The organism is Sphingomonas sp. (assembly GCF_039595165.1).
In the GTDB taxonomy this organism is placed as follows: Bacteria; Pseudomonadota; Alphaproteobacteria; order Sphingomonadales; family Sphingomonadaceae; genus Sphingomonas.
This window is the reverse complement of sequence record NZ_JBCNMA010000023.1, coordinates 33,198-45,282: the sequence shown is the minus strand read 5'-3', so window position 1 is coordinate 45,282 and position 12,085 is coordinate 33,198. Positions and strand designations below refer to the sequence as shown.

General features: G+C 68.1%; 9 protein-coding genes and 1 tRNA gene. 5 read left to right on the top strand and 5 right to left on the bottom strand.

The annotated features are described in order from the left end of the window. On the bottom strand, positions 1-5,014 hold a 5,014-nt coding region (locus ABDV68_RS06470; protein WP_343518910.1), incomplete at its 3' end, for an autotransporter-associated beta strand repeat-containing protein. 418 nt (positions 5,015-5,432) lie between these two features. Next, a tRNA-Pro gene (locus ABDV68_RS06465) sits at positions 5,433-5,509 on the bottom strand. 185 nt (positions 5,510-5,694) lie between these two features. Between ABDV68_RS06465 and yajC the strand changes: the two genes are divergently transcribed. Genes yajC through ABDV68_RS06445 form a run of 4 tightly spaced genes read left to right on the top strand, consistent with a single transcriptional unit; the run spans position 5,695 to position 9,039 of the window. Continuing rightward, a complete protein-coding gene (gene yajC, locus ABDV68_RS06460; RefSeq protein WP_343518909.1) occupies positions 5,695-6,039 on the top strand; it encodes a preprotein translocase subunit YajC in 345 nt (114 codons plus the stop codon). Positions 6,040-6,043: 4 nt separating this feature from the next. Next, positions 6,044-7,687 (top strand): protein translocase subunit SecD, encoded by a 1,644-nt coding sequence (secD, locus tag ABDV68_RS06455; protein WP_343518908.1) that lies wholly within the window; start codon positions 6,044-6,046, stop codon positions 7,685-7,687. Between the two features lie 12 nt (positions 7,688-7,699). Beyond that, entirely contained in the window at positions 7,700-8,677 is a 978-nt protein-coding gene (secF, locus tag ABDV68_RS06450) for a protein translocase subunit SecF (RefSeq protein WP_343518906.1), read from the top strand. Next, positions 8,677-9,039 (top strand): Mth938-like domain-containing protein, encoded by a 363-nt coding sequence (locus ABDV68_RS06445; RefSeq protein ID WP_343518905.1) that lies wholly within the window; start codon positions 8,677-8,679, stop codon positions 9,037-9,039. The genes secF and ABDV68_RS06445 overlap by 1 nt, the downstream gene beginning before the upstream one ends. Here the strand turns inward: ABDV68_RS06445 and ABDV68_RS06440 are convergent. From ABDV68_RS06440 to ABDV68_RS06430, 3 genes are all read right to left on the bottom strand, one after another. Beyond that, positions 9,024-10,208: a glycosyltransferase gene (locus ABDV68_RS06440; protein ID WP_343518904.1), complete on the bottom strand. Its 1,185-nt coding sequence runs from the start codon at positions 10,206-10,208 to the stop codon at positions 9,024-9,026. The two genes, ABDV68_RS06445 and ABDV68_RS06440, sit on opposite strands and share 16 nt — an antisense overlap. 43 nt (positions 10,209-10,251) lie before the next feature. Then, positions 10,252-10,626 (bottom strand): glycine zipper 2TM domain-containing protein, encoded by a 375-nt coding sequence (locus ABDV68_RS06435; protein WP_343518903.1) that lies wholly within the window; start codon positions 10,624-10,626, stop codon positions 10,252-10,254. Positions 10,627-10,721: 95 nt separating this feature from the next. Then, positions 10,722-11,042, bottom strand: a complete 321-nt coding sequence (locus ABDV68_RS06430; protein ID WP_343518902.1) for a glycine zipper 2TM domain-containing protein — start codon at positions 11,040-11,042, stop codon at positions 10,722-10,724. Positions 11,043-11,138: 96 nt separating this feature from the next. Between ABDV68_RS06430 and ABDV68_RS06425 the strand changes: the two genes are divergently transcribed. Further along, complete coding sequence (locus ABDV68_RS06425) at positions 11,139-11,567, top strand: cupin domain-containing protein (RefSeq protein ID WP_343518901.1); 429 nt, start codon at positions 11,139-11,141, stop codon at positions 11,565-11,567. Positions 11,568-12,085 lie beyond the last annotated feature (518 nt).

Genomic DNA, 12,085 nt, shown 5'->3' with positions numbered 1-12,085 from the left:
AGCTGCCGCCCGGCGCGACCGCCACGTCGATCGTGCCGTCGAGCGTCAAGTTCCCGCCCACGTTCACGAGATCGTTGAGCAGGCCGCCCGCGGTGTTGGCCTGACCGAACTCGAAGGCGAGCCGCGAGCCGCCGCCGAGCACGAGATTGCCGTTGATCGCCAGCGTGCCCACGCCGTTGCTGCCGGGCGCGAGCGTGCCGCCCGCGCTCATGTCGACGCTGCCGCCGATCGTGCCGGCGCCGCCCAGCGTGCCCGCCGCGCCCACGGTGGTGAGGCCGGTCGCCGCGGACTGGTCGCCATCGACCAGCAGCGTACCGGCGTTGATCAGGGTCGCGCCGCCATATGTGTTGACCCCGGTCAGGCGCAGCGTGCCGGCGCCGTCCTTGATGAGCCCGCCCGCGCCGACGAAGCGGGGCGAGATGCCGATATCGTGGCCGCCGGTGTCGATGAGCACGCCGCTCGCACCCAAGGTGACGTCGCGGGTGCCGAAGCCGTTGAAGAAATTGTCGTTGTCGTCCGTGGCGCGCAGCAGGCCGCCGTCGATCGAGACGCTGGCCGTCCCGGCGCCGGCCGTCAGGCCGGAGGTCTCCAGCACCGCGCGGTTGGCCGCGGTGCCCGTCAGGGTCAATGTTCCGCCCATGCCCGCCGTCGTGCCGAGGAGAACGCCGCCCTCGGCCCGGACGCGCCCGCCATTCTCGATCGCGAGCGAGCCGTTCGCCATATGGCCGATGGTGATGCTGAACGGACCCGCCAGCCAGTTGGACCCCGCGCCGGTCACCGTCACGCTGCCGTCGCCGCCGGGATTGGCGCCGACATAGCCCTGGTTGCTGGTGACGCTCGCGCCATTCTCGATGCGCAGGCTGCCCGTGCTGCCGAGCCCGACCGTGAGCTGGCCCACATTGCTCCAGATCGAGCCTGCTCCGGTGACGAGAACCTCGCCATGCGCGGCGCTGCCGACGACCCCGTCATTGCTCGAGACCTGGCCGCCATTCTCGATGCGCATCGTCCCGGTGCCGAACAGGCCGACATTGATGCGGCCGCTATTCTCCCAGGCGGAGCCGGCCCCGCTCACCACCACCTGGCCGACGCCGGCGGTATTCAGGCCGATGTTGCCCATGGCGCTCACGACCCTGCCGCCGGCGGTGATGTCGAGCGTGCCGGTGCCGTTGTCACCCACCGCCAGGTCGCCCGTGGTCCAGGTCGAGGCGTTGCCGCCGCCGTCGCTGCCGGTGACCACGAGAATTGCCTGCTCGCCGGCTTCGCGGCCGACGACGGTATAGGCATTGGCGAGCGTGCCGCCGTCGGCGAGGCGCAGCGTTCCCGTCCGGACGGCGAGGTCACCGGCGATGGTGCTCGTCCCGGTCAGCACCAAGGTGCCGAGGTCGGCCTTCTCCAGATTGCCCGCGCCGGTCAGGTCGGATGCGATCGTCGCGGTGAAGCCAGCGCCCGCCGCGGTACCGTCGCCCACGCGGATGATCGAATCCGCGGCCGTGAGCCCGATCGCCCCGCCGGTGATCGTATAGCCGCTGCTGGCGAACTGCATGCCCGAGGCATTTACCGCGCCCTGGCTGGTCTCCACCGTCACCGTGCCGGGCGCCGCCATGAAGATCGCGAAGGCGCCGTCTGGGTAGACGGAGTTGATCGAGCCGTCGGCGACGGTCCAGTTGTCGTTGCCGCTGCCGCCCTGCCACACGCCGTCGCCGCCGGCGAGGATGCCGTCGCCGCGCGCCCCGTTGCCGTCCCAGAAATTGACGTCGCCGCCGGCGAAGTTGACTAGGTTGACTTGGTTGGCGACCGAGGTCTGGACGGTGACGAGGCCGCCCGGCACCGAGCCCAGCACCAGCCCCTGATCGTTGAGCGAGCCGGCATAGCTGATCACGCGGTACACGCCGACGTCGAAGCTGCCGCCAGGCGTCACGGTCACGTCGAGCGTGCCGTCGAGGGTCAGGTTCCCGCCGACGTCGATGAGGTCGTTGAGCGGGCCGCCGACCACGTCGGACTGGCCGAACTCGAAGTCGAGCAGCGAGGCGGCGGTGAGCGTGAGGTCACCCGCGATGGTCAGCGTGCCCGGGCTGTTGCCCGCCGCCAGTACGCCGTCGGCGACGTTGACGCTGCCGCCGATCGTGCCCGCGCCGCCGAGCCGGCCGCCGTTCAGCACGTTGACGATGCTGGCCGCGCCGCCGAGCGTGCCGTTCACGCGCAGCGTTCCGCCCGAGACCGTGGTCGTCCCGGTGAAGCCCACGCTGTCGCCGGTGAGGTTGGTGTCGCCCGCCATCTGGTTGATCGCGCCCGCGCCGGAGATCGCGGCGCCGAAGCGATAGTCGGTGTTGGTGTGGTTGAAGTTGAGACGCGAGGTCGCGCTGCCCAGGGTGAGCGCCGGCGCGGTGAACGTGCCGACCGCCGTGGCGGCCTGACCCTCGCTGCCGCCGATGCTGAGGATACCGGTCGCGGTGCCGGCGTTGGCCAGGACCAGCGATCCGGCGAGGTTTACTGCGCCGCGATCGCTGAGGACGAGCTCGCCCGTGCCCAGGCCGCTGCCGAGCACCAGATCGCCGACGGTAGTGGCGAAACGCGAATCGGTGCCCGAGACGATCAGTCGAGCCGCACCGGTTGCCCCGGAGCTTGATCCAAAGGTGGCGTTGGTGAAGCTCGCCCCACCGCCTTGATCTACGGTGAAGGTGCCTGCGGTCATCAGCAGCGAGCTAGCGCCGGTCCAGTTCGAGCCGGGTCCGGTGATCGCGACGGCGAGCGGGTTGGTGCTGGTGGCGGTGCCGATCTGGCTGGCACCTGCGGTGCGCAGCGTGCCGCCAGCGGTGACGGTCGCGGTGAATACGTTGTTGCCGACCGCGGCTCCCTGAATTCCGCCTGCCACATCGACAAGTGACCCCGTGCCGGCGATGTTGAGTTGCGCGGAGAGGATAGGCAGAGAGCGCATCGCCAGGTCGCCGGCCGTGGTCCGGAGCGTGCCGCCGTCGGTGACGTTTACGATGGCCGAACCGCCGAGCGAGCCCACTCCGGTGAGGGAGGCGGTGCTGAAAACCGAACTCGCGCCGTCGATGCTCAGCTTGGCTCGGTTGATATTCGTGGCGCCACCGGAAATCACGGCGGCACCCCCAACGATGCGAAGCTCGCCATTCAAGCCGGTGATGCCGGTGGCGCCGCCATAGCTGCTGGAGCCGGTGAGCGTGGTGACGCCGGCGCCGGCTATAATCAGTTCGCCAGTCCCGGTGACCGAACCCGCATAAGTATAGGCGTTCGATCGGTTGAAGGTCAGCCTGCCGTTATTGAGCACGTCGCCCACGATGGAGCCGGTGGTGCCTCCATTGCCGATGATCAGCGTGCCGGCTGCGATCGTCGTGCCGCCGGTGTAGGTGTTGTCACCCACCAGGGTGAGCACGCCTGATCCGGACTTGGTCATGGCGCCGCCGTCGAGCAGCGGCTGGGAGAGGATCAGGCTTCCGGCGGCGACCTCGAAACCGCCGCCGCTTGCGCCCCAGTCGATCGTCTTCGTGATGTTTCCGGTGCTGCCGGTCCACCGGAGCGCGCCGCCATTGATGGCGACCGCGCCGGTCCCGAGCTTGGCCGCCGTGTCCACCGAAAGCTTGCCTCCGGTGATCGTGAGGCCGGAATAGGTGTAGCCTGCGCCCGCCGTTAATGTCGTCGTGCCGGTTCCGCTTTGAATGACCGCTCCGCCATTGATGCTCCCTACAGACACGTCGCTGTCTTGCTGGAAGTTCAGCGTGCCGCTGCTGATGATGTTTACGAAAAGCTGGCCGGCGGCGGTGTTTCTGTCAAACAGGAGCGTGCCCTGCTGGAGCTCCCAGACGCTGCTCGGCATTCCGGCAGCACTGCCCGTCAGCGTCCAGGTGCTGGCGCCGGACTTCACGAATCGCGTGAAATTCCGGTACTGTGCGGTGGGTCCGACCAGCGACATGTCGAAGCCGGCATCGGCTGCCCCGCCCAGCGCCAGCGTCTGAGCGAACGTTGCCGCGGCCGGGGCGATCACATTGCCCTGGATGTTCGATCCCGCCCGCAATTCGAGCAACAGCAGACTGTTGACGTTTCGGTCGAGCCGGATCGCGTCGCTCTGTCCGGCGCCGGCCCTGATGGTGCCGCTGTTGATGATCGTGACGGTCCAGCGCTGGCTGTAGTCGGAGATGGCAGCCGCCCCGTTGCCTCCCTCGATCAGCCCCGAATTGGTGATGGTGGCGATGTTGCTGCCGAAGCCGCCGATTGCGAAATTGCCGGCGACGACCCCGTTAACGTCCGACCCGCCGCGGATCGTGCCGGTATTGACGATCGAAAGGTTGCTGGTCAGCGTTCGGGCATAGACGCCCACGCCGGAGCCGTCGGCCTGGCTGTTCGAGCCCTGGATCAGGCCATTGTTGACCAGCGTGGCGCCGTTGATGATGGCGACGCCGGACCCGGCGCTGGTGCCGGTGGGACTGAGCGCGGCGGAAACCACGTCGCCGCCGCGGATGGAGCCGCCGTTCACGAAGGTGCCGGTCCCGTTGAGGGTGACCCCGAACGAGGGACTCTGACCAGCGCTCTGGGCCGCGCCACCCGTGATCGTCGCGGTGCTGTTGATCGTCCCGGACCCCGCGTTGAGGATCAGGCCTGACCCATGTCCGCCGCCGGACGCACCGTTGATCGTTCCGGTCAGATTGAGCGTCGCCGAGGAGTTGATGATATTGACCGCATTGCCCGCGGGCCCGGTCAGCACGAACCCTTGCGTGTCGATCGCGACCGGCAGGTCGGGGAGGGTGAAGACAGTGTTCGATACGCTGAAGCTGGAGCCCAGGACGATGCGGGGATTGGGATCGTTGTTAGCGACTGCGTCGAGCAGTGCCTGTCGCAGCTCGGCCTCGCTGTTGACCACATAGTCCGCCGCCGACGCGGCGGAGGGGAGGACCGACGCCAGCGCGAGCGCGGCGCCCCCGGTGCCTGCGAGCAGCCGGCGCTTGCCGCCGGAGGAACGTGAAATGCCGCTCTTGCTGCCCGACGACGCCTTCATTGGGATTCTCCTGGGGTAGATTTGCCGGGATGACCGGGATGCTCCGTGCGGAGCCGCAGGTTCAGGGGAGGGGAGGCGCGGCCTTGGTCGGGTGGCGGGCGGTGCCGCGGCCGGCGTGGATCGCGGACCCCCGGGACGATTCCCACGGCAGAGACGCGGCCCTTGTTACGCATCAGGCGACCCCCTCGTTCGTTATCGATCCGAACGTTGCGAGCCCGAAATGCCCCCTAAAAAGTTAACATAGTATATTTGTCGTACGTATTTTCACGGTTTACGCGGCGTTGCCGACGATTGCCCGGACGCCACGGCAGGCGCGGCAATTCGCTGCGCGCAGGACGATGTGCGGCGGCTCCCGCGAGGGGAGGAAGAGTGTTCAGCGATGCGGTTAACGTGCCGGCGATTTCGCTGCGGCGAAAGTTGGTCGGGGCGACAGGATTCGAACCTGCGACCCCCACACCCCCAGTGTGATGCGCTACCAGGCTGCGCTACGCCCCGACCAGAGGCACGGCCCTCTAGGCGTCCGCGGCAGGCGATGCAAGGGGGAAGGAGCGGGGCGTTGCCCGGATGCCACAGGCGCGGCAATGGTTGCGCGCCTGCAACGCCCATGGTAGCGCGCGCCGCTTGAACGGGGGCCCTGTCGCCCCCACCATTCAGGCCAGCCAAACCGGGCTCGGGGAACCATGATCATTTCACCAGCATATGCACAGGCCGCAGGCGGCGCGGCAGCCACCGGCAGCGCCGCAGGATCGTTCCTGTCGATCGCGCCGCTCGTCCTCATCTTCATCGCCTTCTACTTCCTGATGATTCGCCCGCAGCAGAAGCGGATGAAGCAGCTTCAGGCGACGATCGGCGCGATGAAGAAGGGCGACACCGTGGTCACCGCGGGCGGCCTGGTCGGCAAGGTGGTATCGGTCGACGACACCTATGCCCAGGTCGAGATCGCCACCGGCGTCAAGGTCAAGGTGGTCAAGGCGACCATCGTCGAGGTCCAGCCGCTCGGCGGCGGCAAGCCCGCGAACGACTGAACCGATGCTCGATCTCCCGAAGTGGAAGATTTGGTCGATCTGGCTGTCGATCGCTGTCTGCATCCTGCTCGCCATCCCGAGCTTCGTGCCCGAAGCGACGCGCGCGCGCCTGCCCTCTTGGGTGCCGCAGCCGACCGTCAATCTCGGCCTCGACCTCGCCGGCGGCAGCTCGATTCTGCTCGAGGCTGACGTCGCCGATCTCGCGCGCACGCGTCTCACCGCCAAGCGCGACGAGATCGAGACCGAGTTCCGCCGCCAGGATCCGCGCATCGACATCGGCGAGATCTCGATGCGCGACGGCGTGATCAGCTTCATGGTCCGCGACGTGGCGCAGGTCGACGCGGCGCGCGAGCGGCTGCTCCAGCTCACCGGCAGCGGCGCCGGCATGACCGGCCAGCGCGAATGGACGATCGAGGTGCGCGACGGCACGCGCTTCATCGTCACCCAGACCAATGCCGGGCTCGACCAGGCGGTCAAGCAGGCGATGGCCGACGCGCGCGAGGTGGTCGACCGCCGCATCAACGCGCTCGGCACGCTGGAGCCGACGATCGTGCTCGAGGGCCGCAACCGCATCCTCGTCGAGGTGCCGGGCCTCAAGGACCCGGAGTCGTTGAAGCAACTGCTCGGCAAGACCGCGCGGCTCGAGTTCAAGCTGGTCGATATCGCCGCCAACCCGGCGCAGATCGCCGCGGGCAACGCGCCGATCGGCAGCGAGCTGCTGCCCTATCCCGATGCGCCGGCGGGCCTGCCCTATGTCGCCTATCCGACGCGTGAGGGCCAGAAGCCGATGATCGCGCTCAAGCGCCAGACGATCGTCAGCGGCGACCAGCTGATCGACGCGAAGCAGGAGTTTGACGATCAGCAGCAGCCGGCCGTCGGCTTCACCTTCGACGGCCAGGGCGGACGCCGCTTCGCGCGGGTGACTCAGGAGAATGTCGGCAAGCCGTTCGCGATCATCGTCGACGGCAACGTCATCTCCGCGCCCAATATCCGCGACGCGATCCTCGGCGGCCGCGGGATCATCAACGGCGGCTTCACCGTCGAGAGCGCCAACGAACTCGCCATCGCGCTGCGCTCGGGCAAGCTGCCGGTGGCGCTCAAGGTGGTCGAGGAACGCACCGTCTCGGCCGAGCTCGGCCAGGATTCGATCGAGAAGGGCATCCTTGCCGGCGTGGTCGGCACGCTCGCGCTGATCGTCTTCATGCTGATCACCTATGTGCGGTTCGGCGTCTACACGACGTTCGCGCTGCTGGTGAATGCGGTGATGATCTTCGGCATCATGGCGTTCTTCGGGGCGACGCTGACCTTGCCCGGCATCGCCGGCTTCGTGCTGACGATCGGCGCGGCGGTCGACGCGAACGTGCTGATCAACGAACGCATCCGCGAGGAGCAGCGCATCCGCAACCGCGCCGCGGTCCCCGCGGTCGAGTTCGGCTACAAGGAAGCCAGCCGCGCGATCTTCGACGCGAACATCACCAACGTCATCTCGGCGGCGATCATGTTCGTGTTCGGTTCGGGCCCGATCCGCGGCTTCGCGGTCGTGCTCGCGATCGGCATCGTCACCTCGGTCTTCACCGGCGTCACCTTCACCCGTCTGCTCGTTGCGGACTGGCTGAAGCGCAACCGCCCGAAGACGATCAACATTTAAGGGCCGCCGGTCATGCGTCCGCTCAAGCTCGTTCCCGACAACACCAACATCCCGTTCCTCAAGTGGCGGAACGTGGCGATGGGCCTGTCGATCCTGCTGATCGTCGGCTCGATCGCGCTCTGCTTCGTCAAGGGGTTCAACCTCGGCATCGACTTCGTCGGCGGCCAGCAGACTCGCGTCACCTTCACCCAGCCGGTCGAGATCCCGCAGCTGCGCGAGCGGATCGAAGCGCTCGGCGTGGGCGAGGCGACGATCCAGCGCGCCGGGACCACCAACGAATATTCGATCCGCACCCCGCTGCCCGAGGGCGGCGAGGACGCGGCGAACAAGGCGGCGAGCGCGATCCGCGGCGCGATCGTGAAGAGCTATCCGGGCGCGCAGGTCGGCGGCGCACAGAGCGTGTCGGGTAAGGTCTCCGAAGAGCTCTTCCGCAACGGCGCGATCAGCCTCAGCCTCGCGATGATCGCGATCGCGCTGTACATCTGGTTCCGCTTCGAATGGCAGTTCGGCGTCGGCGCGCTGTTCGCGCTGTTCCACGACGTCGCGCTGACGCTCGGCTTCTTCGCGCTGACTCAGCTCGAGTTCGATCTCAACATCGTCGCGGCGGTGCTGACGATCATCGGCTATTCATTGAACGACACCATCGTCGTCTACGACCGTATCCGCGAGAACATGCGCAAATACCGCAAGATGGAGATGGAGGAGCTGCTCAACCTCTCCATCAACGAGACGCTGTCGCGCACCGTGGTAACTTCGCTGTCGATCGGCATCGTGCTGACGATCCTGCTGGTGCTGGGGCCGGACGTGATCTTCGGCTTCACCGCGGCGATGCTGCTCGGCATCGTCATCGGTACCTTCTCGTCGGTCTATGTCTCGGCGGCGATCCTGCTGTGGCTCAAGTTGCGGCCCGACAGCTTCCTGCCCAAGGAAGCGAGCGGTCCCAAGGGCGTCGAGGGCGCGGAGCGGGTCAGCTTCAAGGACATGCCCTGATGCGCATGGACCGGCCCCGCGTCGAGGGGCCGGTGGTGGCGGGTTTCTCGAGCGGCGGCTTCCGGGTCGACGACAATGTCTATCTGGGCCTGCTGCTCACCCCGGCGCGCGCCGAAAGCTGGACTCCGCCGCCGCTCGAGGCGCTGACGCCCGAGGCGTTCGCGCCGCTCGCGGCGATGGACCCGCAGCCTGAATTCCTGCTGCTCGGTACGGGAAGCACGCTGCGTCGCCCGCCGCCCGCGCTGGAGGCGGCATTGCCCTTCGGGATCGAAGTGATGGACAGCCGCGCCGCGGCGCGCGCCTGGGGCGTGCTGCGCGCCGAGCTGCGCTGGATCGCGGCCGCGCTCTACCCGCTGGACTGAGCGCGCGCCGCCACCAGCCCCGTCAGGTGATCGTAGAGCGCGGCGGTGTTCGCTTCCCAGGTGAAGCCCGCCGCGGCGGCACGCACGGCATCGCGCGGCGGCGATGCGGCGAGCAACTCGCCGATCGCCGCGGCGAAGGCAGGCGCGCTCCGTGCGGCGATGCGGCCCGCGGTGGGGGAGGTGACGACCTCCGCGGCGCCGCCGGCATCGGGGATGACGATCGGCGTGCCGCTCGCGAGCGCCTCGACCCAGGCATTGGCGAGTCCCTCGGACGATGAGGCGAGCGCCATCACGTCGGCGGCGGCGAGCAGCGGCGGCAACTCGGCATGGGCGACGCCGCCGAGCAGCTTCACCCGATCGCCGAGGCCGAGCCTTGCGATCTGCGCCGCGAGCCTGGGGCGCTCGGGTCCTTCACCGGCGATGCGCAGCTGCACGCCGGGCAGAGCGGCCACCGCGTCGATGACGATGTCGTGCCCCTTGCGCGGGATCAGCGCGCCGACCGAGACGATGAGCGGGCCGTCGATGCTCAGCTTCGCTTTTTCCGCCGCCTGATCGCGTGGCGCGAAACGGGCGAGGTCGACGCCGGTGTGATGGACGCGGATACGCTCCCGGGGCATCCCGAGCGCCGCCATGTCCGCCCGCATCGCCTGCGATACGGCGAGCAAGCCATCGGCTGCCTGTCCGGCACCGATTACCTGTCCGGCTGTCGGCGCGACGCGGCCCCAATGATGGATATCCGCACCTCGTGCCTTGATTGAGACAGGGATGCCGAAGCGCTGCCCCAGCGCGATCGCGGCGGGGCCGTCAGGGAAGAAAAAGCTCGCGTCGATCACCTCGAAAGCGAAGTCGCGCCGGATATGGGCGAGCAGCGGCGCCAGCGTGCGCGTGAGCATCGCCGCGTGGAAGCGCCCGCCGGTGCCGGGGAGATTGAGGAAGCGCGGACGCCAGGTTTCGAGGCCTTTCCAGTCTTCGTGCCGGGGCAGGTGGGCAAGCGGCGCATAGTGGCCGCGGCGGCTGAGCGGCCAGGGCGGCAGCCCCAGCGGCGCGACCAGCTTGAGCTCGACGCCGGGATGCGCGGCGAGGCCCAGGGTCTGCCGTTCGACGAACACCCCGAAATTGGGGCGCGAGGCGTCGGGAAAGAGCGAGGAAAGGGTGAGCACGCGAAGCATGGCCCCGCGTGCCTACACCCGGCGAGGTTAAAGCGCGATTAGGTCAGCGGCAGCGGATTTCGCCCGGGCGATCCGCGGTGCTGCCGATCGCTGCGCCGCCGACCGCGCCGAGGATCGTGCCCAGCGTCTTCGAGCCGCCCGGCGCGAGGACGTTGCCGAGCAGGCCACCCGCGGCGGCACCGACGATCAGCCCGGCCGAACCGTCGCTGCGCCGGCAATAATAGCGGCCGTCGCGGCCCCGATAAATGCGATCCTCGCGTGCCAGCCGGCGCTCCTCGTAGCTGCCCTCGCGATAATAGCGCGGCGCGTCCCAATAATCGTCGCTGGCGTAGCCGGGCCGGTCGTCATAGCCATAATTGGTGCAGGCGCCGGTCACCGCCATTGCGGCTGCGCTCGCTGCGATCATCAACTTCTTCATCGGGCATCTCCTGCTGCGACGTCCCGCTCGTTTCCCCAACGAAACGGGGCGCGGAAGTTTCCCTCCGCGCCCCGCAGATATCGGTTCCGCTTCGATCAGCGGCAGCGCCGCTTGCTGCCGCTGCGCTCGATCTCGCGGCCGGCGACCGCGCCGGCTGCCGCGCCCAGCACGGTGCCGAGCGTGCGGTCACCGCGCGAGTCGATCGTGCGGCCGACCAGCGCGCCGGCGACGCCGCCGACCACCAGGCCGGTCGTGCCGTCGGACTTGCGGCAATAGCGGCGGCCGTCGCGGCCGCGCCACTCGCGGTACGCATAGCGCTTCTTCTGCACCCCGGCTTCGGCCTTGGACGCGGGAAGGATGACGGCGGCGGGAACCGCCAACGAAGCGGCGCTGAGCGCCAGCATCAGATTACGCATGTCGAATACTCCATCTCTACCTGAAACCTGTGCCCCCCAACGCGCCGGTCTTCGCATCGGTTTCATGAACGTAACATTTCGTGCCATTCATACGGCATGCAGGAAGCGAAATTGATCATCGAAACCCTTGGTCTGGCCCCGCATCCAGAGGGCGGCTGGTACCGCGAGACCTGGCGTGGCGGCGCGGAAGAGGGGCAGCGCTCGCCCGGCACGGCGATCCTCTACCTGCTCGAATCGGGCTGCCGCTCGCACTGGCACCGAGTCGATGCGGACGAATTGTGGCTGTGGCATGCGGGCGCGCCGCTCGATCTGCTGATCGCCGACGAAAAGGATGCGAATCCGGTACTTGTCCCTCTTGGCGGCGAGGTGGCGCACGGCTACAGGCCCCAGGCATTGGTGCCCGCGACTCGGTGGCAGGCCGCCGAAGCGCGACACGGCTGGTCATTGGTGAGCTGCGTGGTCGTCCCCGGCTTCGACTTCGCCGGGTTCGAGCTCGCTCCGCCCGATTGGGCACCGGGGGACTGATCGCTCCCCGTTATCCACGTTATCAACAGGCCGTAACGCGTCGATTGCGGGTTTGCGCGACTCGGAAACGATGACAGCATCAGCCTTGTAAGCGGACGAAGACGCAGCGAGAAATCAAAGCCAAATCAGAAGTTTGCAACGGATCGACAAGCGCAGGTGCCTTCGGGAAACCACGCGTGACGATACGGGGACACCACCCCGGGAAACGGCCCGTCCCGCTCGCGAGAGCGGGTGGGATGGAAACGAAACGGATCCGGTGTCCAAAACGTCTCTCCGATGCTTCGGCATGGGAAAGGCGGGCCGCCAGGGCAGGAAATGCTCCCCCGGAGCATGGCCCAGCCAGGCGACCAAAACGCGAAGCCCAGGCCTTCGGGCGACAGGTGGAGCGGGTTGTCAGGGCGGACAGTGCTTCGGCGCTGTCGAGCCGGATAACCAACCGCACGGAAATTGTCTTTTTCCTGGGGCTCGCCCTTGGAAGCGGCATGGACCGGGCGGGGACATCGAAACGCGACGATCCT